Raw genomic sequence first — 22,586 nt, forward strand, 5'->3', positions numbered from 1 at the left:
TGGGCTGACCCGGGAGATCCCGGGGTCAGGCCGACTTCTTTTCGTTCTTTTCGGCCAGTTCCAGCAGGGCGGTCTCGAGGTCCTTCTCCAACTCGCGCGCGCGTTCGATGTACTTTTTGTTCTCGGCCGTCGGCATGCCGGGAACCCAGAGTTCGGCCAATTCGCGAATTGCCTGCCGATCGTGGTGATAGAAGGTCTGCTGTGCTTGCGCGGCCTCGTACTCGCTCAGACCAATGTTCTCCAGCACGTAGCGCCCGGCCCGCAGAGAGCTGTCGAACAGCTCACGCACGATGTCATCAGCGCCGGCCTGATACAGCTCGTACACATGGGTCCGGTCATGCGCGCGGGCGACGATGTGAAGGTCAGGGCGCTGCCGGCGGGCGTAGCCGACCAATCGGGTCACTTCCTTGCGGTTGTCCATCGCGGCCACCAAAACGGAAGCCTTTTCAAGGCCCGCAGCCCGCAGCAATTCGGGACGCGTCGGATCACCCAAGAATCCTTTGACGCCGAACCGACGCATCAGCTGGATCGTCTCGATATTGTGGTCCAGCACCACCGTCTTGAACCCGCTGGCGCGCACCAGCCGGTTGACGATCTGTCCGAACCGCCCAATTCCCGCAATGATGACGGGACCTTTTTCGTCTATTTCCTCGGGTTCAACCTCGGGTGAGTTGTCGCGGATGTGGCGCGAAAGGTAGTCATAGATGATGAACAGAAGCGGTGTGATCAGCATGGTCAGGGCAATGATCATCAACAGCTTCTGCGACAGGGCCGGGGGAATGACATTCTGCTTGGTCGAAAAGGCCAGCAGTACAAAGCCAAACTCACCCGCCTGAGCCAAACCCAGCGTGAACAGCCAATGGTCGCGGCCGCGCAACTTGAATGCACGACCAACGGCATACAGGATCAGTCCCTTGACCAGGATTACCAGCAGGGCCAGCCCGATCAGGTCGAACGGATCGTTGAAAAAGTACCCGACGTCGATCCCGGCCCCGACCGTGATGAAGAACAGGCCCAGCAGCAATCCCTTGAACGGCTCAAGGTCGCTTTCCATCTCGTGCCGGAACTCGGAACTGGCAAGAACGACGCCAGCGAGGAAGGCGCCCAACGCCGGGGACAGGCCCACCAGCGTCATCAGGAACGAGATCCCTACTACGATCATCAGGGCCAGCGCCGTGTACATCTCGCGCAGGCGGGTGGTATGGATGAATCGGAACAAGGGACGGGTCAGGTAGACGCCTACCACGATCACGAATGCGATCGCACCCAATGTCACCAGCGTCACCGCCCATCCGGGCAGGCCATCGACCAATGACAACGTATGGTGCGCGTCGCCGTGCCCGTCGCCGCCGCGCGTGATTGATCCGTCATCCTCGATGAAGATGCTGGCCGGCATGGCCAGCAGTGGCAGAAACGCCAGGATCGGAATCACGGCGATATCCTGAGTCAGAAGGACCGAGAACGTGGATCGCCCGCCGTTTGTGCGCATCAAACCTTTTTCCGACAGCGTCTGCAGCACGATGGCAGTTGAAGACAGGGACAGTGTCAGCCCCACGGCCAAGGCAACTGACCATGGTTGACCCGTGTAGAAGGTAACTGCTGCAATCACGACCGTAGAGAGCGAGATCTGCAGTCCACCAAGCCCCAACAACCGGTGCCGCATATCCCAAAGCGCGCGGGGTTCCAGCTCGAGCCCGATCAGGAACAGCATCATGACGACGCCAAATTCCGCGACATGCTGCAAGTCCTTGGTTTCCGCACCTACGAGCCCAAGGATCGGACCGATGGCGATGCCGGCGGCGAGATATCCGAGGACAGACCCCAGCCCAAGCCGCGCCGACAGGGGGACGGCGATCACGGCGGCTGCCAGATAGATCGAAGCCTGGTACAGAAACTCGTTCATCTTCTTCCTTTCCTTGCCGTCAGGTCGGCAGCGGAGCGTCGCGTTTCAGCTGGTCCATCACGATCTGGCTTTGCACCCGTGCCACCGCAGGATGGGGCAGTATCACCTCGTGAAGCAAGGTATTGAGCGCGGAAAGATCCTCGCAATAGACATGGAGCAGATAATCTGCCTCGCCAGTCATCGTCCAGGCGCTGGTTATATCCGGGCGGGTTTCCACCATGCGCGCAAAACTGGATGATTGTTCGGGGCCGTGGGTGCCGAGGTGAACCTGTACGAAGCCTTGGACCTGCAGGCCAAGTTTGCGCGGGTCGAGCCGCGCCGCGTAGCCAGTGATATAGCCCTCGGCTTCCAGCCGCTGACGGCGGCGCCCGGCCTGACTGGGGGACAGGTTCAGCATTTCGCCCAACTGATGCGCGGTCAGGTGCGCGTCTTTTTGCAGCGCGGCCAGCAGGCGAGTATCGGTTGCGTCCAGCATGTGCGGAGATTCTCACAATTTTCGGGTTCTGGTGCGGAGATTTCGCAGGCTTCCGTAGTTTATATGAAAAGAATGCGCAAAAACAGCGCTGAAAAAGGCGTATTCTTGAATCAGCAAAGAATTTCCTGTTTCAAGAGGACAAGCCATGGGCCCTTTCCCGCACAACGCCCCGAAATCCGTGATCAGCGCCGAGAACCCCGCCGGCACAGATGGGTTTGAATTTGTTGAATTCGCGCATCCCGAACCGCAGGAGCTGCGCGACCTGTTCGCCAAGATGGGTTTTGAAAAGGTTGCGCACCACAAAACCAAACCGCTGATCGAGCTGTGGCAGCAGGGCGATGTGACCTACATCCTGAACGCGGACCCCGACAGCTTTGCTGCGAAATTCGTGGAAGAGCACGGCCCCTGTGCCCCGTCGATGGGCTGGCGTGTCGTGGATGCGCAAAAGGCCTATGACCATGCGGTGTCGAAGGGGGCAGAACCCTATGATGCGGCCGACAAGACCATGGATGTGCCCGCGATCAAGGGTATCGGCGGGTCGCTGATCTATTTCATCGACCAGTATTACGAAACCTCGCCCTACAATCAGGAATTCGAGTGGCTGAAGCAGTCCAAGCCGCGCGGCGTCGGCTTCTACTACCTCGATCACCTGACTCACAATGTCTTCAAGGGCAACATGGACAAGTGGTTCAAGTTCTACGGCGATCTGTTCAACTTCCGCGAAATCCGTTTCTTTGACATCCAGGGCAAATATACCGGCTTGCTCAGCCGTGCATTGACTTCGCCCTGCGGCCGTATCCGGATTCCGATCAACGAAGACCGCGGCGAGACCGGTCAGATCGTATCCTACCTGAAGAAGTACAAAGGCGAAGGCATCCAGCACATCGCCGTCGGCAGCGAGAACATCTATGACTCGACCGATGCAATCGCCGAACGCGGTCTGAAGTTCATGCCCGGTCCCAACGATGCCTACTATGATATGTCCTTCGAACGCGTGAAGGGCCATGACGAGCCGGTGGACCGCATGAAAAAGCACGGCATCCTGATCGACGGTGAAGGCGTGGTGGACGGCGGCGAGACCAAGATCCTGCTGCAGATCTTCTCGAAAACCGTGATTGGTCCGATCTTCTTCGAGTTCATCCAGCGCAAGGGTGATGACGGCTTTGGCGAGGGCAATTTCAAGGCTCTGTTCGAGTCGATCGAGCGCGAGCAGATTGAATCCGGAGAGATTTCTGCCGCCTGATGAAGACCCAGAATTTGGAACCCGGCCTGCCGGGTTCCATTTTCCGAAACGCGGCGAATTTTATCCGCGCGGCATCTTCAACGTGACGTTGCGGCCGCCTTTCTGATAACGAAGCTCGCTGTCGCCGATCGCGACGACTTTGCCGCCGTCAATCCGATCTCCTACCTTCAGCTTCTTGTACCGACCGCTCGGTAGTCGGACCAAGGCGCGCCGATTGGCGGGAGTACCGTAAACGCCGATCAGGTTCAGACGCCGCAGGTTCAATGCATTGTCAATCGTGGCCTGGCGCGCCACCGAGGCCCGGCTGGGTATCTTGGGGGCGACGGTTGTGGGTTTGAACGATCCCGCTTCATCGTCATCCGCCTTTGCTACTGCCGCTGTCGACCCCAGAGTGGCCGAGCCGGTTGTTGCTTTTCGGGCCGCCAGAGCGGCCACGGTCGACGGACGAACGCGGGGGCGGGGGACGCGCACCACGGCCAATGCGGTGGGCGTGCGGTCCACTGCCGCGCGCTCTTGGATAGACGCCGGCCTGGATTTCGGGCGAATGACCGCCAACTCGTCCACCGTCCGGCCGCCCAACTGCCCACGCTCAAAGTTCTCAACCAGCGTTTCCGGGCGCAGGCGCGGACGCAGGCCGGCCAGCCGTGTGTCCTCGTCTGTGGCGGTTGGGTCGGTTTCGAACCTGACCGGCACCTGGGGGGGAACCGACGACGGGCGGCCGAGGAACACAAGGATGCCGTCGGGGTTCAATGTCCCCTCAGGTGTCGGAGTAACAAGGCCACGGTCATCCAGCTCGAAACGGCTGCCCGCGGCATTGGGCAGACCAACCGTCGCCACCGGCTCGTCGGTATCAAAGCTCTCTTCGGCAGGAAGCGCCACGGCATCCTGCGACAGCTCCGCGTGATCAACGGACGACAGGTATACGTCCTCGGGCACCTCGGGGTCTGGCAGCGGCAGCGGATCGGGCGCGGTGATCGTCAGGCCAGAGGCTTCTTCGAAATCCTCGACACTTTCCGGATCGCGTTCGACCTGCTCGACGGGCGAGGGCGCAACATTCAATGCTTCCAGAATTGCCTGATCCGTTGGCGTCAATTCGGGGGGCGTGGGTGTCTCCGGCTCGACCAGGGGCGTGCTGGCTTCAAACGTCAGGTCTTCGTCGGCCAATGCCTCGGGGTCGGGCGTGTCCTTGGGCTCAGGAGCGACTCCTGCCAGCCCTTCGGTCTCGGTCATCGGTGGGGCGGTGATAGAAACTGGCGCAGGTGCCGTTTCGACGACCGGCGCAGTCGCCACCGGGCTGCCAGTTTCGTCTGACCCCGACCAGATCAATGCGACAACGGCCAGCACGACGGCGCCCGCCGCAGCGGCGCCAATGTAGCGAACCGGTATGCCGGAATCTGATGCCCCAGAATTCTGTGAGGCGGTTTCAGTCGCTTCTATCGGCGATACGAATACGTCCGGCTGAGCGGGTTCAGCAATCGGATGCGCCTGAGGCGAGGGGGCCGGATCGGGTTCCGATGCCTGCGAAGCCTGAGGCACGGGTTCTGCGTCCGGGGCCGGCGGGACAACAGCTATCTCCTCGGCCGGTGGCACAGTTGGCAGTGTGGCGGATGTCGCGCGCTCGGCAAACTCGAACTCTCCGGTACCTGTCCAAGGCGCATCGGGGGCCAATGTTGCAGCAAACCGAACAGGCACGAACCCGTAGCGACTGGCAAAGGCTCGGGCCTCTTCTACTGTCTCTTTCGCCACGGCAGCGACCAGAAGATCCGACCCATCCGCACGGAGGTCATACATCAACTCGGCAATCTCACAGCCAGTGGCCTGAGCCAATTCCGCCTCGACCACCTGTGTCACGTCGGAGTCTTCTGGGCTGGCGACCGTGAGGTAGCGCACGTGGTCCGAAGGAATCACGACCGTACAGCTCAGGTCATTGGCCAGCGCGAAACCTCGACCGCGAAGCTCGTTCAGCTGTTCGGAAAAATCCGGCGCGTCCAGTGATACGGTGCCGATGCCAAACCATTCGTCATCCGAATAGTGCAGCAGAGTGATCCCGTTATCCGAAAGAGACAGCGCAAAAGCGGGTTTCATTATTCAAGGGTGCCGTAATTGTCTGAACCAAAGCAAACGCCCTTGCGTCCGCGCACCGAGATTAAAGCAGGAACCCGCCGAGGGAAAGGAAAAGGCAAAATCTCCCCTTGTCCGGCGAAGGCTTGCCAACCCATCTTTGATCTCAGAAAACAGGAGAGATCACATTGAAGACATTTGCTTTTTTGGCGGCGGTATTGGCGGCGACAGTTGCCGTGGCCGCCCATGCGGAAGAACGTCGCATCCAGGTTTACGGAACCGGAACAGCCGAGGCCGCGCCGGATATGGCAACCATCACGGTGGGGGTGACAAATCAAGACGCGCAGGCTTCCGCAGCAATGCAGGCCACCTCGGACGCGGTTGCCACCGTCCTGAGCCGCCTGAGTGAGATGGGGATCGAATCGCGCGACCTGCAGACTCGCGATCTGTCCCTGTCCCCGGTTTGGTCCGGACGGGGCAACGCGGATGGCGAAGCACCGAGGATCACGGGCTTCGTTGCGTCGAACCGTGTGTTCGTGCGGGTCAGAAATCTGGATGATCTGGGGCAGATCATGGATGCGGTCATTCAGGATGGTGCGAATGATTTTGGTGGTTTGACCTTCACGATCCAGGATCCCAAGCCGCTTGAAGCGAAGGCGCGCGCCCAAGCCGTCGCCGATGCCACGGCCAAGGCCGAACAATTGGCTCAGGCCGCCGGTGTCACCTTGGGTTCAGTCGTGTCGATCAACGAGCAGGGCGGGGGCATTCGCCCAATGCCCCAGATGCGCGAGATGGCCATGGCCGATTCGGGCGGGGTCCCGGTCGCCGGTGGCGAGGTTTCGGTTTCGGTCACTGTGTCGATGGAGTTCGACATTTCCGAGTGACGTCAGCTTTCGCTGCGGGCCGTCAGCGGTTCCCGTTGTTGGCCCGTGGCATCGAAATTCTCAGGTGACAGCCAAGTTTCGAACGCCTGCCGGATGCGTGGCCAGTCCGTATCGATGATCGAAAACCACGCCGTGTCGCGGTTGCGCCCCTTGTAATGGGTGGCCTGCCGAAATTCGCCTTCGAAGACAAAACCCAGCCGTTCGGCGGCCCGGCGCGACGGGGCATTCAGCGCATCGCATTTCCATTCGTACCGGCGATAGCCCAACTCGTCGAACACGCGGCACATCATCAGGAACATCGTCTCGGTCGCGACCGGAGTACGCTGCATCAGCGGCGAGAAATGGATGTGCCCCACCTCGATCGCCCCGGCATTGCGGTCGATACGCATATAGGATGCCATCCCGACGGGCTGCCCGCCCTGGTCCAGAACCGTATGGAACAGCGGATCGTCCCCTGTGCAGGTTTGGGCCAGCCAGGCGGCGAACCCAGCTTGCGAGTCGAACGGGCCGTAGGGCAGGTAGGTCCAGTTGCGCCCGTCGGTATCGGCGGCAAACGCCCGGAACAGGCCGGGCGCATCCGCATTCACATCCAAGGGCACCACGCGGCAAAACCGCCCCTTCATGGGCGCGCGCGGTGGGGCCGGGCGCGGGAACTCCCCCGCAACCGGCAGGCCCACCGGCTGGCCCAATGCGTTGATCCTGCGCCCCGGCATTTTGGACTAGGCGCAGGCCTTGGACAGCGCCTGATCGAGATCGGCGATCAGATCGTCGGCATCCTCGATCCCGATCGAGACCCGTACTACGTTCGGCCCCGCGCCGGCGGCCTCTTGCTGTTCGGGGGTCAGTTGGCGGTGCGTGGTCGAGGCCGAATGGATGATCAGCGACCGCGCATCGCCCAGGTTGGCGACGTGGCTGAAGATTTCCAGCGCGTTCACCAGCTTGACGCAGGCGTCATAGCCGCCCTTGACCGCAAAGGTGAACAGGGCCCCGGCGCCTTTGCGGTAATGCTTCTTGACCCGGTTGTGATATGGCGACGAGGGCAGGCCCGCATAGGTCACATAGTCCACGCGGTCGTCTTTCTCGAGCCAGGCGGCGATCTTCTCGGCGTTTTCGACATGGCGCTGCATACGCAGGCTCAGCGTCTCGATCCCCATCAGCGTGTAATGCGCCGCCTGCGGGTTCATCGTCATGCCCAGGTCGCGCAGGCCTACGGCGATACCGTGGAAGGTGAAGGCCAGCGGGCCGAAGGTTTCGTGGAACTTGAGGCCGTGATAGGCAGGCTCTGGTGCGCTGAGCGAGGGAAACTTGTCATTGGCGGACCAGTCGAACTTGCCCGAATCCACGATGCAGCCGCCGGTGACCGTGCCATTGCCGGTCAGGTACTTGGTGGTCGAATGCACGACCAGAGTGGCGCCATGCTCGATCGGGCGGCACAGATAGGGGGTGGCCGAGGTGTTGTCGACGATCAGCGGAATACCGGCGGCATCGGCCACATCGGCCAGTGCGCGGATATCGGTGACATAGCCGCCCGGATTGGCGATGGATTCGCAGAACACCGCGCGGGTATCGTCGTCGATGGCGGCCTTCACCGCATCCAGATCATCGGTATCGACGAACTTGGCTGTCCAGCCAAAGCGTTTGATGGTCTGGCTGAACTGCGTGACCGTCCCGCCATACAGCCGGGTCGAGGCGACCACGTTGCAGCCCGGCCCCATCAGCGGGAACAGCGCCATGATCTGCGCCGCGTGCCCCGAAGAGCAGCATACCGCGCCAACGCCACCTTCCAGCGTCGCCACCCGCTCTTGCAGAACTGCCACCGTGGGGTTGGTCAGGCGCGAGTAGATATAGCCGACCTCTTGCAGGTTGAACAAAGCGGCCGCGTGATCGGCATCGCGGAACACATAGGCAGTGGTCTGATAGATCGGGGTCTGGCGCGCGCCGGTCGCCGGATCGGGGCGGGCGCCCGCGTGAATTTGCAGCGTATCAAAACCATAGGTGGGGCCGTCGGACATCCGTCACTCTCCTGTTGGGTATAAGCGTTGCAGAATCTCTAGGCGATTGCCGGGCCCGGCACAATGTCCGCGTCAGCGCAGCCACAGCCCCTTGTTCTTGATCACCTTACGGATGGCCTGCTCGCGCTGGGGCAGGTTGTCCCGGTCGAACATGGCGCGGATCTTGGCGCCCTTGCCCTGATAGACCAGCCGTTTCAGCGGGTCGTAGTTCTTAAGCACCTTCTTGACCTTGTTGGGCGCGGCAACGGTTTCCAACACCTCGACCACCCGGTCGCTTTCGCGGGCATAGAGCAGCGGAAACAGGCGATAGTGGCAACTGACCGAGCCATCCAGCAGGCCCTCGGGCAGAACATCGCGCCCGCCGCCAAGCGCGTGGATGACCAGCGGCAGCGCCGCCTGGTCCAGCCAAGGGTCCAGGTTCTGGCCGGTCAGGGCGGGGATCTCTCCATCCCGGATGGTGCGGGCATAGTCCAGAAACCGCGCGCCGAGTTGGCGGGGGCATTTGTAAAAGAAATAGCCCGCATTGAAATACAGGTACCGCCGCCAGTATTCCGCCGGTTGGGTCGGGTCGATCGAGCTTTGGAAATCCAGCCCGAACCGGTCATAGAGCGCCCGCCAGATGCCGTCGAAGCCAGGCCCGTACAGGGTTGGCTTGGGCCAGGTGCCCTCGACCTTCTGAGATGCGCCGGGCCGGTCGAAATCGAACGGCACGGCGGCCAGGTCGCCGGTGATCAGCGTGTCGGTGTCGAAGAACACGAAGGGCTCACCCTCGGGCAGGGCGGCCAGCGCCTCGATCTTGTTGCCGTAGGGATAGCTTTGGCCGAACACCTCGGACGAAAAGGGCAGGATCTCGGCATCGAGCTGTTTCAGCGCCTTCAGAACATCGTCGTTGCGGATGCTCGGGTCCTGGCTCCAGCGCGGGCCGGGTTGCGGAACGCCAACGAACAGGCGGCCCAAAAACCCGGGCGCGGAATGGCGCAGCGAGGCGGCGAACAGGACGGCTTCGTATTGCAGGCGGTTGTTCTGCCCGATGATCAGGATGTTGAATTTCTGCCGGTCTGCCTGCATCTGCGCCTTCCGTTCGGGGCCTTTGCACGCCCCTTGCCGTTAGTTTCGACCTACAGCATCGCTGAACCTGCGTCAAAACCGTTGACACCGCGTGTTTTAAATCGGGCCCGGCACGCCCATGTTGATGGAGGAGACCAGACAGGAGCGCGACATGCGGATCAATGCGGATTTCACCCAGCGGGTGGCGGTTCACTTCGACCAGACCGAGTGGGTGGCGTCTCCCGCCGCCGGGGTCGAGCGCAAGATGCTGGACCGGATCGGCGACGAGGTGGCGCGCGCCACCACCATCGTGCGCTTTGCCCCCGGCAGCGCGTTTGCCGCACACACCCATGACGGGGGCGAGGAATACCTGGTTCTGGACGGCGTGTTCCAGGACGAGACCGGAGATTTCCCGGTGGGCAGCTATGTCCGCAACCCGCCGACCTCGTCGCATACGCCCTCGGCCAGCCAAGGCGCGACGATCTTGGTCAAACTGCACCAGTTCGACCCGAACGACCGAACCACCGTGCGCCGCTCGATCAACGGTGCGGACCACGTGCCGCTGTTCAAGGACGACCATGAAACGGTCGAAATGCGCAGTTGGCCGCCGGGTCAGGTCGTGCCGATTGACGCGTCCGGCGGGGCCGAGGTCTTCGTGATCGACGGCGGTTTCACCGAACAAGGCGAGGAATTCGCGCGATGGGACTGGCTGCGGCTGCCGCCCGGAACGCGCACTGAATTGCGGGCAGGACCGGATGGCGCCCGCGTCTGGATGAAGTCAGGCCACCTGTCCGGCATGGTCTGAGGCCGGTTTCGCCTGAAAAACGGGCAAATGCCGCCCAAAAACCGGGTCATTCGGCCCGGTTTTCGCTTTTTTGACCAATTGGCAAATTTTACCAATTGATAAAATTTTTGTTTGTGGCAAGCTGGTCTCAATAACAAACATATCTACAGGGAGTAGAGTGATGGCACAGGGCCAGATGGCACCCGGCATCGTCGCCGGGCGGCTTTCCAGCGATGAGCTGACCTCGAATTTCACCGATCTGCATCCGCCTCTGGCGCCGCACGAGGCCGCCGTGGCCGCCGATCGGTGTTATTTCTGCTATGACGCGCCGTGCGTGACGGCCTGTCCGACCGATATCGATATTCCGCTGTTCATCCGGCAGATTCAGGCCGGACAACCGGAGTCGGCGGCGAAGACGATCCTCGATCAGAACATTCTGGGCGGCATGTGCGCCCGTGTGTGTCCGACCGAAACGCTGTGCGAGGAAGCCTGTGTGCGCGAAACGGCCGAGGGCAAGCCGGTCGAGATCGGGCGCTTGCAGCGGTATGCGACCGACACGCTGATGCAGGCCGGTGTGCACCCGTTCACACGCGCGGCCCCCACCGGCAAGACCGTGGCAGTGATCGGGGCAGGGCCGGCGGGGCTGGCCTGTGCGCATCGTCTGGCGATGCTGGGCCATGACGTGGTGATCCACGAGGCGAAACCCAAGCCCGGCGGGCTGAACGAATACGGGATCGCCGCCTACAAGGCGACCAATGACTTTGCCCAGGCCGAGGTGGACTGGCTGCTGAAGATCGGCGGCATCGCGATTGAAACCGGATCGGTTCTGGGCGACACGATCTCGTTGGACGGATTGTTGGAGGCCTACGACGCGGTCTTCCTGTCAATCGGCCTTGCTGGCGTCAACGCCTTGCGCGCGCAAGGGTCGGACAAGGACGGCGTCAGGAACGCTGTCGACTTCATCGCAGATGTTCGGCAAGCATCCGATTTGGCAAAACTGCCGGTAGGCCGAAATGTGGTGATTATCGGCGGTGGAATGACGGCCGTGGATGCCGCGGTGAAATCCAAGCTGCTGGGGGCCGAACATGTGACCATCGCCTATCGCCGCGGTCGTGACGCAATGGGCGCCAGTCGCTACGAACAGGATCTGGCCGCATCCCACGGCGTCCGAATTCTTTGTAACGTTCAGCCGGTGGCAATTCACGGAAACGGAGCGGCGGCCGAGATCGAATTGGAGTATACTGCCACCGTAGATGGCACGTTGACCGGCACGGGCGAAACCATTCGACTGCCTGCGGATCAGGTTCTGAAGGCGATCGGTCAGACCTTGGATGGTGCTCCGGAAGGGTTGGAACTCGACGGCAACAAGATCGCCGTTGACGCAACCGGGCGCACCTCGGTTCCGGGGGTCTGGGCCGGCGGAGACTGTGCTGCGGGCGGCGAGGATCTGACCGTGACCGCCGTGGCCGAGGGCCGCGATGCCGCGATGGACATTCACGCCAGCCTGAGTGCCTGAGCAGGGCGTCGGCGCGTGAATATGTGTGACAAGACGAAGATGCATCTTCGCATCAGGGAGGCCGGATAAATGGCTGATTTGAAAACGAACTTTCTGGGTATCGAAAGCCCCAACCCCTATTGGCTGGCCTCGGCGCCGCCGACCGACAAGGAATACAACGTCCGGCGTGCCTTCGAGGCCGGATGGGGTGGCGTCGTGTGGAAAACGCTGGGGTCCGAAGGGCCGCCGGTGGTCAACGTGAATGGCCCCCGGTACGGGGCGATCTACGGGGCCGACCGGCGTCTGCTGGGCCTCAACAACATCGAACTGATCACCGACCGGCCGCTCGAGGTGAACCTCGAGGAGATGGCCCGCGTCAAGGCGGATTACCCGGATCGCGCCCTGATCGCCTCGATCATGGTGCCGTGCGAGGAGGAGGCGTGGAAAGCCATCCTGCCGCGTGTTGCCGAAACCGGCGCCGACGGGATCGAGCTGAACTTCGGCTGCCCGCACGGGATGAGCGAGCGCGGTATGGGCTCAGCCGTGGGGCAGGTGCCCGAATATATCGAAATGGTCACCCGCTGGTGCAAGAAATACTATGACCGTCCGGTGATCGTGAAGCTGACGCCCAACATCACCGACATTCGCAAGCCGGCGGCTGCGGCGCGGAATGGCGGGGCCGATGCGGTGTCGCTGATCAACACGATCAACTCGATCACCAGCGTCAATCTGGACACGTTCAGCCCCGAGCCCTCGATCGACGGCAAGGGCAGCCACGGCGGCTATTGCGGCCCGGCGGTCAAGCCCATCGCCCTGTCGATGGTCTCCGAGATCGCCCGCGCCGAGGCGACCCAAGGCCTGCCGATCTCGGGCATCGGCGGGGTGACCACGTGGCGCGACGCGGCCGAGTTCATGGCGCTGGGCTGCGGCACGGTGCAGGTATGCACCGCGGCGATGACCTATGGGTTCAAGATCATCGACGAACTGACGGCGGGCCTGTCGCAGTGGATGGACGAGAAGGGCTATTCCAACGTCTCCGAGATCGTCGGGCGGGCGGTTCCGAACGTGACCGACTGGCAGTATCTGAACCTGAACTACGTCGCCAAGGCCAAGATCGATCAGGATCAGTGCATCAAGTGCGGCCGCTGCTACGCGGCCTGCGAGGACACCAGCCACCAGGCCATTTCCATGTCGCCCGACCGCGTGTTCGAGGTGATCGACGAGGAATGCGTGGCCTGCAACCTATGCGTGGATGTCTGCCCGGTCGAGGGCTGCATCTCGATGGTTCCGATGGCGGCGGGCGAGGTCGATCCGCGCACCGGCAAGGTGGTTCAGCCGGACTATGCCAACTGGACGACCCACCCGAACAACCCGATGGCCAAGGCCGCCGAGTGACCGGCGTCAGATCACCAAAAGGGGCCGCGCTGCGGCCCTTTTTTCATGGGGTCAGTAGTTTTCGGTACAGGGTATCGATGAAGGGCGCGGCCCCTTCGAACGGGTCTTCGTCGCCTAGGATCGCGCGCACCTGAACATCGAAATCCGCATAGTGCTGGGTCAGCGCCCAGATCGAAAAGATCAGGTGATGTGGGTGCAGGCGGGCGATTTTACCCTGATCCATCCAGTGCGTCAGAACGGCTGCCTTCTGATCGACCAGCGCCTTCAGATCGTTCGACAGGGCGTCATGGATGCGGGGCGCGCCCTGCACCAACTCATTCGCGAACAGGCGGCTTTCGCGCGGCAACTCGCGGCTCATCTGCAGCTTGCGCTTGATGTACGAGAGGATCTCCTCCATCGGCTCGCCGTTTTCGTCAAGGTCGTGCAGCGGCGCCAGCCAGGTGTCCAGCAGGCCGGACAGAAGCGCGGTGTGGATCGCCTCTTTTGACGGAAAATAATACAAAAGGTTCGGCTTGCTCAGCCCGGCCTCGGCCGCGATCTGATCGACGGTCGCCCCGCGAAACCCATGGGCCGAAAACACGTTCAGTGCGGCCTCGAGAATCGCGGCGCGGTTCTTTTTCTGAATTCGGGTCGGGGCGCGGTCTTTGGGCATGTATGCAGGGCGTCTCTTTTTCGAACAAGCAGGTGTTGAATATGCCGATTTTTGCATCGGTGCGATGCAATTTCTTGACTGATGTCGAACCCGTGATAGCGTGAGTTTGACCAGATGGTCAAATCAAGACACCAAAAGCGAGCCTAATCGCAAGCAACAGGGAAGACGAACATGGCAGCTCCGGCGCAGAATCTCAGGATCAATGGCGACAGGTTGTGGGACAGTCTGATGGAGATGGCCAAGATCGGCCCGGGCGTGGCCGGCGGCAACAACCGCCAGACCCTGACCGACGAAGATGCCGAGGGCCGCGCGCTGTTCCAGAAATGGTGCGAAGAGGCCGGGTGCACCATGGGCCTTGACCAGATGGGCAACATGTTCGCCATACGCCCCGGCACCGACCCCGATGCGCTGCCGGTCTATGTCGGTTCGCACCTGGATACGCAGCCGACGGGCGGCAAGTATGACGGGGTGCTGGGGGTTCTGGGCGCGCTTGAGATCATCCGCACCCTGAACGATCTGGGCATCAAGACCAAACACCCGATCGTGGCCACCAACTGGACCAACGAGGAGGGCACGCGGTTCGCCCCCGCCATGCTGGCTTCGGGCGTGTTCGCGGGGATGCACACGCAGGACTGGGCCTATGACCGCGAGGATGCCGAGGGCAAGAAATTCGGCGACGAATTGCAGCGCATCGGCTGGCGCGGCGACGAAGAGGTCGGGGCCCGCAAGATGCATGCCTTCTTTGAGTTGCATATCGAACAGGGCCCGATCCTCGAGGCCGAGGGCAAGGATATCGGCGTCGTCACCCATGGGCAGGGCCTCAGCTGGACCCAGGTGACCGTGACCGGCAAGGACGCGCATACCGGATCGACCCCGATGCCGATGCGCAAGAACGCCGGGCTGGCGATGGCGCGCATTCTTGAAAAGGTGGACGAGATCGCCTGGTCGCACGCGCCTCATGCCGTGGGGGCTGCCGGGCATATCGACGTCTATCCGAACTCGCGCAACGTGATCCCGGGCAAGGTGGTGTTCACGGTCGATTTCCGCTCGCCCGAGTTGGACGTCATCAAGGACATGGAGAACCGCCTGCGCGTCGCCGCCGAGGACATCGTGGATGAGATGGGCCTGCAGGTCGAGTTCGAGAAGGTCGGCGGGTTCGACCCGGTGAAATTCGACGAAACCTGCGTCGCAGCCGTGCGCAACGCGGCCGAGCGGCTCGGCTATTCGCACACCAACATCATCTCGGGCGCGGGGCACGATGCTTGCTGGATCAACCGCCTGGCGCCGACCGCGATGGTGATGTGCCCATGCGTGGATGGCCTGAGCCACAACGAGGCCGAGGAAATCAGCAAGGAATGGGCAACCGCCGGGGCGGATGTGCTGTTCCACGCGGTCGTCGAAACCGCCGAGATCGTGGAATAGCCGGGGCCGCGCCCCCAATCCGCAGGAAAACCAACAGAGGCGCAACAGACGCGCCCGCAGGGAGTTGAACATGAGCACAGTCATCAAGAACGGAACCGTCGTCACCGCGGATCTGACCTACAAGGCCGACGTCAAGATCGAAGGCGGCGTGATCGCCGAGATCGGGCCGGATCTGAAGGGGCACGAGCAACTGGACGCGACCGGCTGTTACGTCATGCCCGGCGGGATCGACCCGCATACGCATCTGGAAATGCCGTTCATGGGAACCTATTCCAGCGATGATTTCGAAAGCGGCACCCGCGCGGCGCTGGCCGGCGGCACCACTATGGTGGTGGACTTCGCGCTGCCGAACCCGGGCGAAAGCCTGCTGGATGCGCTCAAACGCTGGGACAACAAATCAACCCGCGCCAATTGCGACTATTCTTTTCACATGGCCGTGACGTGGTGGGGCGAACAGGTGTTCGACGATCTGAAAACCGTGATCGAACAGCGGGGCATCAACACCTTCAAGCATTTCATGGCCTACAAAGGCGCGCTGATGGTCAATGACGACGAGCTGTTTGCCTCGTTCAAGCGGCTGGCCGAGCTGGGCGGGATCGCGATGGTCCATGCCGAAAACGGCGACGTGGTGGCCGAGTTGCAGGCCAAGCTGCTGGCCGAAGGCAATACCGGCCCCGAAGCCCATGCCTATTCGCGCCCGCCGCAGGTCGAGGGCGAGGCCACCAACCGCGCCATCATGATCGCCGACATGGCCGGTGTGCCGCTCTATGTGGTGCACACCTCGTGCGAAGAGGCGCATGAGGCCATCCGCCGGGCCCGGATGCAGGGCAAACGCGTCTGGGGCGAGCCGCTGATCCAGCACCTGACGCTGGACGACAGCGAATATGCGCATCCCGATTGGGATCACGCCGCGCGCCGGGTGATGAGCCCGCCGTTCCGCAACAAGCAGCACCAGGACAGCCTGTGGGCGGGGCTGCAGTCAGGCTCGCTGAGCGTGGTGGCCACCGATCACTGCGCCTTCACGACCGAGCAGAAACGGTTCGGCGTGGGCGATTTCACCAAAATCCCGAACGGAACGGGCGGCCTGGAGGATCGGATGCCGATGCTGTGGACCCACGGCGTGGCGACCGGGCGGCTGACGCCGAACGAATTCGTGGCCGTGACCTCAACAAACATCGCCAAGATACTGAATTGCTATCCGAAAAAAGGCGCCGTTCTGGTCGGCGCAGATGCCGATCTGGTGGTGTGGGACCCGGACAAGACCAAGACCATCAGCGCGGCGACGCAGCAGTCGGCGATCGACTACAACGTGTTCGAGGGGCACGAGGTCAAGGGCCTGCCGCGCTTTACCCTGACCCGCGGACAGGTGGCGGTGCATGATGGCGAGATCCGAACGCAGGAAGGCCACGGCAAATTCGTCGCGCGCGAGGCCAACACCACCGTGAACAAAGCGCTGAGCACCTGGAAAGAGCTGACCGCCCCGCGCCCGGTTGAGAGGTCGGGCATCCCGGCGACGGGGGTATGATGCACGAAGGTTACCGAACGGGCAAAAAAGCCAAAACTTCAAGGCAGTAGGATGACATCGGAAAGCAATACCCAGCCCGTGATCGAGGCAAAGAACCTCGACCTGACCTTCCAAACCAATGATGGACCCGTGCACGCCCTCAAGGACGTGAACCTGGCGATCGACAAGGGCGAATTCGTCAGTTTCATCGGCCCTTCAGGCTGCGGCAAGACGACCTTTCTGCGCTGTGTCGCTGCGCTGGAAACGCCTACGGGCGGCACGCTGACCGTCAACGGCATGACCCCGGACGAGGCCCGCCGGAACCGGGCCTACGGCTATGTATTTCAGGCGGCGGGCCTGTACCCGTGGCGGACCATCGCCAAGAACATCAAACTGCCGCTCGAGATCATGGGGTACTCGGCACAGGAGCAGGAAGAGCGTGCGAGAAACGTTCTGGAACTTGTTGATCTTGCAGGATTTGGTGAGAAGTTTCCGTGGCAGCTGTCGGGCGGGATGCAGCAACGGGCCAGCATCGCCCGGGCGCTGGCCTTCGACGCCGATATCCTGTTGATGGACGAGCCTTTCGGCGCACTGGACGAGATCGTGCGCGATCACCTGAACGAACAGCTTCTGGCGCTGTGGGCGCGCACCGGCAAGACGATCGGCTTCGTCACCCACTCGATCCCCGAGGCGGTGTATCTGAGCACCAAGATCGTCGTGATGAGCCCGCGCCCCGGGCGGATCACCGATGTGATCGACAGCCCTCTTCCCAAGGAACGGCCGCTGGACATCCGCGACACGCCCGAATTCATCGAGGTCGCGCACCGCGTGCGCGAAGGGCTGCGCGCCGGGCACGGGGACGATGTGTGATGGGCAGGAATGACATAAGACGCGCGACCGAGGCGGATGTGCCAGCCTGCGCGGCGGTGGTCTCGGCCTGGGTCCGCCAGACCGAGTGGATGACGGATGAACTGCCCCAGCAGGAATTGGAGGCGCTGATCGCGCAGGCCTTCCCGGACCGCGAGATGTGGGTCGTCGGCGAACCCGTCGATTGCTACATGTCGGTCGATCCCGCGGCGCAGAAGGTCGGCGCGCTGTATTGCCTGCGGACCGGGCAGGGCATCGGCAAGCGCCTTCTGGACCGGGCAAAACAGGGGCGCAGCTTTCTGTGGCTGACGGCCCATCAACCGAATGCCGCCGCGCAACGGTTCTATCGCCGCGAGGGCTTTGTCGAGACCGGGACCGAGGCCGCAACACCGCCCGAGACCGTCCCCGTGGTGCGGATGGAGTGGCACGCATGAAGCAGCTTGTTGCCGTTCTGACCGTTCTGCTGGCCATCGTTGTCATCTGGTACGCGGCCTGCATTCCGATGAACATCAAGGGCGTCCTGACCGAACAGGAACGCGCCGGGGCCGAGGTGGTTCCACCCTCGGCCAAAGACCGCCGCGACATGGGGGAAATCGGCCTGGCGCTGCGCAACAGCTTTGCCATTCCGGCGACCTGGGCGCAGGACCGGCCGCGCCTGCCCGCACCGCATCAAGTAGGCATCGAGCTGTGGGAGACCACGGTTCAGAAGAAGATCACCTCGAAACGCTCGCTGGTCTATCACGGCTGGGTGACGCTCAGCGCGACGATTCTGGGCTTTGCCATCGGTACGGGGCTGGGCATCTTGTTGGCGGTGGGGATCGTGCACAGCCGGGTGATGGACCTGTCGGTCATGCCCTGGGCTATCGTCAGCCAGACCATCCCCATCATCGCGTTGGCGCCGATGATCATCGTGGTGCTGTATTCGATCGGCATTCAGGGGATCATCCCCAAGGCGGTGATCTCGGCCTATCTGAGCTTTTTCCCGGTGGTCGTGGGCATGGTCAAGGGCCTGCGCAGCCCTGATGCGATGCAACTCGACCTGCTGCGCACCTACAATGCAAGCAACGGGCAGGCGTTCTGGAAACTGCGCCTGCCGGCCTCAATGCCCTATCTGTTCGCTTCTCTCAAGATCGGGATCGCCGCGTCGCTGGTGGGGGCCATCGTCGGCGAACTGCCGACAGGCGCCGTGGCGGGGCTGGGCGCGCGGCTGCTGGCTGGCAGCTATTACGGCCAGACGGTGCAGATCTGGTCGGCGTTGTTTGCCGCGGCCATTCTGGCGGCTTGCCTGGTGGGCCTGCTGGGCCTGATCGAACGCGCGGTGTTGAAACGCATGGGGATGGCGCAATGATGATGGTCGGTCTGGCAATCCTTTTGTGGCTGGCCGGTTGGTGGCTGAACACCCGCCTGGCCAGCGGACCCTATGCTGATACGCGGGCGGTGCGCATTCTTGCGCCGCTGATCTTCGGCCTGACCGTCATCGGGGTGTGGGAACTGCTGGTGCGCGGGCTCGAGGTGCCTCTGGTCATCCTGCCCGCGCCTTCGGTGATCTGGGACCGGTTCTGGGACAGCCTGCCGATCCTGTGGGCCGATTTCGTGCAGACCATCATCAAGGGCGCGCTCAGCGGCTATGTCATCGGATGCGGCGCCGCCTTCCTGATGGCAATCGCCGTGGACCGGTGGGACTTCCTTCGCCTGGGCCTGCTGCCGGTGGGCAATTTCGTGGCCGCGCTTCCGATCGTGGGTACCGCGCCGATCCTTGTGATGTGGTTCGGGTTCGACTGGCACTCGAAGGCTGCCGTTGTGGTGGTGATGGTCTTCTTCCCGATGCTGGTCAACACGGTGGCCGGCCTGCGCGAGGCCACTGCGATGCAGCGCGACCTGATGGAGACCTATGCCGCAACCTATTGGCAAAGCTTTCTGAAGCTGCGGTTGCCCGCGGCCATGCCGTTTATTTTCAACGGGTTGAAAATTTCCACCACGCTGGCCCTGATCGGCGCTATCGTGGCAGAGTTCTTCGGCTCGCCCACTTTGGGCATGGGGTTCCGGATTTCGACCAGTGTCGGGCAATTGTCGCTGGACATGGTCTGGGCGGAAATCGTGGTCGCGGCGCTGGCCGGGACTGCCTTCTACGGTCTGGTCGCCATGATCGAGAAACTGGTGACCTTCTGGCACCCCTCGCAGCGGGGATAAATCATTCAAAAGACCCCGAAAACGGGGCGCAACAACAACTAGGAGAAATGAAGATGAAGAAGTTTATCAGCGGGGCAATCACGGCCCTGGCCCTGACGGCCGGATCGGCCTTTGCCGCAGACGAGGTGACGCTGCAATTGAAATGGGTCACGCAGGCCCAGTTCGCGGGCTACTACGTCGCCAAGGACAAGGGATTCTACGAAGAAGAGGGGCTGGACGTCACCATCCTGCCCGGCGGCCCCGACATCGCGCCCACGCAGGTGATCGCGGGCGGAGGCGCCGATGTGACCGTCGAATGGATGCCCGCAGCGCTGGCTGCGCGCGAAAAGGGCCTGCCGCTGGTCAACATTGCTCAGCCGTTCAAAAGCTCGGGCATGATGCTGACCTGCTGGAAGGATGCGGGCATTTCCTCGCCCGAGGACCTCAAGAACCGCACGCTGGGCGTCTGGTTCTTCGGCAATGAGTTCCCGTTCATGAGCTGGATGAGCCAGCTGGGCATCGACACCGGCGGCAAGAGCGAGAACGGCGTCGAGGTTTTGAAGCAGGGCTTCAACGTCGACCCGCTGCTGCAGCGCCAGGCCGATTGCATCAGCACCATGACCTACAATGAATACTGGCAGGTGATCGACGCCGGCGTCAGCCCCGACGAGCTGGTGACCTTCAAGTATGAAGACCAGGGCGTAGCCACGCTGGAAGATGGCCTGTACGTGCTTGAAGAAAACCTCAGCGACCCGGCCTTCGTCGACAAGATGGAACGCTTTGTGCGCGCTTCGATGAAAGGCTGGAAATACGCCGAGGAGAACCCGGACGAAGCCGCTGAAATCGTGTTGGAGAACGATGCGACCGGTGCCCAGACCGAGGAACACCAGAAGCGCATGATGGGCGAGATCGCCAAGCTGACCGCAGGTTCGAGCGGCGCGTTGGATCCGGCTGATTTCGAGCGCACGGTGAACACGCTGCTGGCCGGTGGCTCGGACCCGGTGATTACCAAAAAGCCGGAAGGCGCGTGGACCAGCCAGATCACGGATGCAGCCCTGAACTGATTGGTTGTACCATGACAACAATTCAGCGCGGCCCCCTGTGGGCCGCGTTTGTTTTTGCGGATGTCGGAATTTAACTGTCTTCAGAGGCGGTTTCCTCTATTATTCCTGTAAGATTTTGCGATCCCTACGAAATTCGGTGAATGCGGGAATAAAATGCAGGATTTTGCATCACAATTCAGCCAAGCGGGCCACCTGATCCTGACCGGGGATCCGGACCTTTGGGCGATCGTGATGCTGTCGCTGCAAGTTTCGGTGCTGGCTGTGTTGATTTCAGCCGTGATCGGGATGCCGGTTGGCGCGGCCTTGGCGGTGGCCCGCTTTCCCGGACGGCGCGCGTTGATCATTCTGATGAACGCTCTGATGGGCTTTCCCCCGGTTGTCGTCGGCCTGCTGGTCTACCTGATGCTGTCCCGTTCGGGTCCGCTGGGCGTGCTGGAGCTTTTGTATACGCCGACCGCCATGATCATAGCCCAAACTGTGCTGGTGACCCCGATCGTCGCGGCGCTGACTCGGCAGGTGATCGAGATGCTGGCCGAGGAATATTCGGAACAGTTGCGCTCGTTGGGAGTGTCGCGGCTGGCATCGGTACCGGTGCTTTTGTGGGACGCGCGTCTGGCGTTGGTGACTGCCTTGCTGGCCGGGTTCGGACGAGCCATCGCCGAAGTCGGCGCGGTGATCATCGTCGGCGGCAACATCAACCACGTGACGCGGGTCATGACGACGACGATTGCGTTGGAGACCTCGAAAGGCAACTTGGCCTTGGCGCTGGCCTTGGGGACGATCCTGATCGGAATTGCCGTGGCCGTGAATGCGGCAGTCAGCGCCCTGACGCTTCGGGCCGAGCAGGAAGGGTTGCGCCATGCGTGATCTGATGTCGGAAATGCCCAATTGTCTGCAGGCCGATGGTCTGCGAGTGGAACGAAATGGCAAGCTGTTGCTGGATGTCCCGCAGCTGATGATGGATGGTCCGGGGCCGACTTTGATCCTTGGGCCGAACGGTGCTGGCAAAAGCCTGCTGCTGCGTTGCCTGCATGGTTTGATCAAGGCGGATGCGGGGCAGGTTCGGCAGGATTGCGGTGTTCTGAATGCGGCCCACAAAGCCCGGCAGGCGATGGTGTTCCAGCAACCGGTTCTGCTGCGCCGCACGGTGTCTGCCAATCTGGATTTTGTTTTGAAACGGCTGGGGCTCGGCAGGACTGCTCGGAAGAACCGGATCCAGGAACTTCTGGCCGAAGGAGGGCTTGAGACAAAGGCCCGGCAGTCGGCGCGCTCGCTGTCGGGTGGCGAGGCACAGCGTCTGGCCATCCTTCGCGCGCTTGCGCTTGGCCCCGAGACCCTGTTCCTGGACGAACCCACCAGCGCCCTCGATCCCGCGGCGACCCAAATGATCGAGGCGATGATCCTGCGCGCCTCGGCCCGGGGGGTGCGGATCGTGATGGTCACCCACGACGTCGGGCAAGCCCGTCGGCTGGCGGCGGATATCGTGATGATGCAGGGCGGGCGCGTGGTCGAGCATGGCACCGCCAAACAGGTGCTGGAAGCGCCACAATGTCAGGCATCGCGCCAGTATCTGGCGGGCTGGCTGGTCACATAACAACAACCGGAGGCA

The 22,586-nt window shown here is 62.3% G+C and carries 21 protein-coding genes; 14 read left to right on the top strand and 7 right to left on the bottom strand.

The window, feature by feature from the left end; translation table 11 throughout:
- Nucleotides 1-25 precede the first annotated feature (25 nt).
- Nucleotides 26-1,903 (bottom strand): monovalent cation:proton antiporter-2 (CPA2) family protein, encoded by a 1,878-nt coding sequence (locus tag ACR0MM_RS00960; RefSeq protein WP_170339088.1) that lies wholly within the window; start codon nt 1,901-1,903, stop codon nt 26-28.
- A 19-nt stretch (nt 1,904-1,922) separates the two neighbouring features.
- Entirely contained in the window at nt 1,923-2,378 is a 456-nt protein-coding gene (locus ACR0MM_RS00965) for an Lrp/AsnC family transcriptional regulator (RefSeq protein ID WP_480693922.1), read from the bottom strand.
- Nucleotides 2,379-2,523: 145 nt separating this feature from the next.
- On the opposite strand from ACR0MM_RS00965, the gene hppD reads away from it, so the two are divergent.
- Nucleotides 2,524-3,621 carry a 4-hydroxyphenylpyruvate dioxygenase gene (gene hppD, locus ACR0MM_RS00970; protein ID WP_480693924.1) on the top strand — a complete coding sequence of 366 codons (1,098 nt, stop codon included), beginning with the start codon at nt 2,524-2,526 and terminating at the stop codon, nt 3,619-3,621.
- 60 nt (nt 3,622-3,681) lie between these two features.
- Here the strand turns inward: hppD and ACR0MM_RS00975 are convergent, their stop codons facing one another.
- Entirely contained in the window at nt 3,682-5,706 is a 2,025-nt protein-coding gene (locus ACR0MM_RS00975; protein ID WP_480693926.1) for a hypothetical protein, read from the bottom strand.
- Nucleotides 5,707-5,870: 164 nt separating this feature from the next.
- On the opposite strand from ACR0MM_RS00975, the gene ACR0MM_RS00980 reads away from it, so the two are divergent.
- A complete protein-coding gene (locus ACR0MM_RS00980; protein WP_170454933.1) occupies nt 5,871-6,566 on the top strand; it encodes an SIMPL domain-containing protein in 696 nt (231 codons plus the stop codon).
- 2 nt (nt 6,567-6,568) lie between these two features.
- Here ACR0MM_RS00980 and ACR0MM_RS00985 read toward each other — a convergent pair whose 3' ends face one another.
- The 3 genes from ACR0MM_RS00985 to ACR0MM_RS00995 all read right to left on the bottom strand — a co-directional run bounded on the left by ACR0MM_RS00985 (nt 6,569) and on the right by ACR0MM_RS00995 (nt 9,646).
- The gene (locus tag ACR0MM_RS00985) at nt 6,569-7,279 is read right to left on the bottom strand and encodes a GNAT family N-acetyltransferase (RefSeq protein WP_480693929.1); all 711 of its coding nucleotides are present in this window, start codon (nt 7,277-7,279) and stop codon (nt 6,569-6,571) included.
- 6 nt (nt 7,280-7,285) lie between these two features.
- Nucleotides 7,286-8,578: an O-acetylhomoserine aminocarboxypropyltransferase/cysteine synthase family protein gene (locus ACR0MM_RS00990; protein WP_170371240.1), complete on the bottom strand. Its 1,293-nt coding sequence runs from the start codon at nt 8,576-8,578 to the stop codon at nt 7,286-7,288.
- Nucleotides 8,579-8,650: 72 nt separating this feature from the next.
- Nucleotides 8,651-9,646: a hypothetical protein gene (locus ACR0MM_RS00995; protein ID WP_480693931.1), complete on the bottom strand. Its 996-nt coding sequence runs from the start codon at nt 9,644-9,646 to the stop codon at nt 8,651-8,653.
- Nucleotides 9,647-9,797: 151 nt separating this feature from the next.
- Here ACR0MM_RS00995 and ACR0MM_RS01000 point away from each other — a divergent pair, with 151 nt between their 5' ends.
- The 3 genes from ACR0MM_RS01000 (at nt 9,798) to preA (ending at nt 13,299) form a co-directional block, all read left to right on the top strand.
- A complete protein-coding gene (locus tag ACR0MM_RS01000) occupies nt 9,798-10,430 on the top strand; it encodes a cupin domain-containing protein (RefSeq protein WP_480693933.1) in 633 nt (210 codons plus the stop codon).
- Between the two features lie 160 nt (nt 10,431-10,590).
- Nucleotides 10,591-11,925, top strand: coding sequence for an NAD(P)-dependent oxidoreductase (locus ACR0MM_RS01005; protein WP_170357545.1), 1,335 nt, complete (start codon nt 10,591-10,593; stop codon nt 11,923-11,925).
- A 69-nt stretch (nt 11,926-11,994) separates the two neighbouring features.
- Nucleotides 11,995-13,299, top strand: a complete 1,305-nt coding sequence (gene preA / locus ACR0MM_RS01010; protein ID WP_093961801.1) for an NAD-dependent dihydropyrimidine dehydrogenase subunit PreA — start codon at nt 11,995-11,997, stop codon at nt 13,297-13,299.
- A gap of 43 nt (nt 13,300-13,342) precedes the next feature.
- Here preA and ACR0MM_RS01015 read toward each other — a convergent pair whose 3' ends face one another.
- On the bottom strand, nt 13,343-13,951 hold the full coding sequence (locus ACR0MM_RS01015; RefSeq protein ID WP_093961802.1) for a TetR family transcriptional regulator C-terminal domain-containing protein: 609 nt from the start codon (nt 13,949-13,951) through the stop codon (nt 13,343-13,345).
- A gap of 171 nt (nt 13,952-14,122) precedes the next feature.
- On the opposite strand from ACR0MM_RS01015, the gene ACR0MM_RS01020 reads away from it, so the two are divergent.
- The 9 genes from ACR0MM_RS01020 to ACR0MM_RS01060 all read left to right on the top strand — a co-directional run bounded on the left by ACR0MM_RS01020 (nt 14,123) and on the right by ACR0MM_RS01060 (nt 22,571).
- Complete coding sequence (locus ACR0MM_RS01020; RefSeq protein WP_480693935.1) at nt 14,123-15,373, top strand: Zn-dependent hydrolase; 1,251 nt, start codon at nt 14,123-14,125, stop codon at nt 15,371-15,373.
- 70 nt (nt 15,374-15,443) lie between these two features.
- A complete protein-coding gene (gene hydA / locus ACR0MM_RS01025; protein WP_480693937.1) occupies nt 15,444-16,898 on the top strand; it encodes a dihydropyrimidinase in 1,455 nt (484 codons plus the stop codon).
- Nucleotides 16,899-16,949: 51 nt separating this feature from the next.
- Nucleotides 16,950-17,747 (top strand): ABC transporter ATP-binding protein, encoded by a 798-nt coding sequence (locus ACR0MM_RS01030; RefSeq protein WP_480693939.1) that lies wholly within the window; start codon nt 16,950-16,952, stop codon nt 17,745-17,747.
- Complete coding sequence (locus ACR0MM_RS01035) at nt 17,747-18,178, top strand: GNAT family N-acetyltransferase (RefSeq protein WP_222458168.1); 432 nt, start codon at nt 17,747-17,749, stop codon at nt 18,176-18,178. The genes ACR0MM_RS01030 and ACR0MM_RS01035 overlap by 1 nt, the downstream gene beginning before the upstream one ends.
- The gene (locus tag ACR0MM_RS01040; RefSeq protein WP_170339626.1) at nt 18,175-19,092 is read left to right on the top strand and encodes an ABC transporter permease; all 918 of its coding nucleotides are present in this window, start codon (nt 18,175-18,177) and stop codon (nt 19,090-19,092) included. Before ACR0MM_RS01035 ends, ACR0MM_RS01040 begins: the two co-directional genes overlap by 4 nt.
- A complete protein-coding gene (locus ACR0MM_RS01045; protein WP_170403663.1) occupies nt 19,089-19,934 on the top strand; it encodes an ABC transporter permease in 846 nt (281 codons plus the stop codon). Before ACR0MM_RS01040 ends, ACR0MM_RS01045 begins: the two co-directional genes overlap by 4 nt.
- Before the next feature lie 53 nt (nt 19,935-19,987).
- The gene (locus ACR0MM_RS01050; protein ID WP_480693942.1) at nt 19,988-20,977 is read left to right on the top strand and encodes an ABC transporter substrate-binding protein; all 990 of its coding nucleotides are present in this window, start codon (nt 19,988-19,990) and stop codon (nt 20,975-20,977) included.
- Between the two features lie 153 nt (nt 20,978-21,130).
- The gene (locus ACR0MM_RS01055; protein ID WP_170339062.1) at nt 21,131-21,844 is read left to right on the top strand and encodes an ABC transporter permease; all 714 of its coding nucleotides are present in this window, start codon (nt 21,131-21,133) and stop codon (nt 21,842-21,844) included.
- Complete coding sequence (locus tag ACR0MM_RS01060) at nt 21,837-22,571, top strand: ATP-binding cassette domain-containing protein (protein WP_480693944.1); 735 nt, start codon at nt 21,837-21,839, stop codon at nt 22,569-22,571. Before ACR0MM_RS01055 ends, ACR0MM_RS01060 begins: the two co-directional genes overlap by 8 nt.
- Nucleotides 22,572-22,586: the final 15 nt, after the last annotated feature.

The sequence above is a fragment of the Ruegeria sp. BC6 genome, from assembly GCF_056539185.1.

Excerpts from the sequence above, each read along its gene's own strand:
- ACR0MM_RS00960 (WP_170339088.1), bottom strand. The coding sequence starts at position 1,903 with ATGAACGAGTTTCTGTACCAGGCTTCGATCTATCTGGCAGCCGCCGTG.
- ACR0MM_RS00965 (WP_480693922.1), bottom strand. The coding sequence starts at position 2,378 with ATGCTGGACGCAACCGATACTCGCCTGCTGGCCGCGCTGCAAAAAGAC.
- hppD (WP_480693924.1), top strand. The coding sequence starts at position 2,524 with ATGGGCCCTTTCCCGCACAACGCCCCGAAATCCGTGATCAGCGCCGAG.
- ACR0MM_RS00975 (WP_480693926.1), bottom strand. The coding sequence starts at position 5,706 with ATGAAACCCGCTTTTGCGCTGTCTCTTTCGGATAACGGGATCACTCTG.
- ACR0MM_RS00985 (WP_480693929.1), bottom strand. The coding sequence starts at position 7,279 with ATGCCGGGGCGCAGGATCAACGCATTGGGCCAGCCGGTGGGCCTGCCG.
- ACR0MM_RS00990 (WP_170371240.1), bottom strand. The coding sequence starts at position 8,578 with ATGTCCGACGGCCCCACCTATGGTTTTGATACGCTGCAAATTCACGCG.
- ACR0MM_RS00995 (WP_480693931.1), bottom strand. The coding sequence starts at position 9,646 with ATGCAGGCAGACCGGCAGAAATTCAACATCCTGATCATCGGGCAGAAC.
- ACR0MM_RS01000 (WP_480693933.1), top strand. The coding sequence starts at position 9,798 with ATGCGGATCAATGCGGATTTCACCCAGCGGGTGGCGGTTCACTTCGAC.
- ACR0MM_RS01005 (WP_170357545.1), top strand. The coding sequence starts at position 10,591 with ATGGCACAGGGCCAGATGGCACCCGGCATCGTCGCCGGGCGGCTTTCC.
- preA (WP_093961801.1), top strand. The coding sequence starts at position 11,995 with ATGGCTGATTTGAAAACGAACTTTCTGGGTATCGAAAGCCCCAACCCC.
- ACR0MM_RS01015 (WP_093961802.1), bottom strand. The coding sequence starts at position 13,951 with ATGCCCAAAGACCGCGCCCCGACCCGAATTCAGAAAAAGAACCGCGCC.
- ACR0MM_RS01020 (WP_480693935.1), top strand. The coding sequence starts at position 14,123 with ATGGCAGCTCCGGCGCAGAATCTCAGGATCAATGGCGACAGGTTGTGG.
- hydA (WP_480693937.1), top strand. The coding sequence starts at position 15,444 with ATGAGCACAGTCATCAAGAACGGAACCGTCGTCACCGCGGATCTGACC.
- ACR0MM_RS01030 (WP_480693939.1), top strand. The coding sequence starts at position 16,950 with ATGACATCGGAAAGCAATACCCAGCCCGTGATCGAGGCAAAGAACCTC.
- ACR0MM_RS01035 (WP_222458168.1), top strand. The coding sequence starts at position 17,747 with ATGGGCAGGAATGACATAAGACGCGCGACCGAGGCGGATGTGCCAGCC.
- ACR0MM_RS01040 (WP_170339626.1), top strand. The coding sequence starts at position 18,175 with ATGAAGCAGCTTGTTGCCGTTCTGACCGTTCTGCTGGCCATCGTTGTC.
- ACR0MM_RS01045 (WP_170403663.1), top strand. The coding sequence starts at position 19,089 with ATGATGATGGTCGGTCTGGCAATCCTTTTGTGGCTGGCCGGTTGGTGG.
- ACR0MM_RS01050 (WP_480693942.1), top strand. The coding sequence starts at position 19,988 with ATGAAGAAGTTTATCAGCGGGGCAATCACGGCCCTGGCCCTGACGGCC.
- ACR0MM_RS01055 (WP_170339062.1), top strand. The coding sequence starts at position 21,131 with ATGCAGGATTTTGCATCACAATTCAGCCAAGCGGGCCACCTGATCCTG.
- ACR0MM_RS01060 (WP_480693944.1), top strand. The coding sequence starts at position 21,837 with ATGCGTGATCTGATGTCGGAAATGCCCAATTGTCTGCAGGCCGATGGT.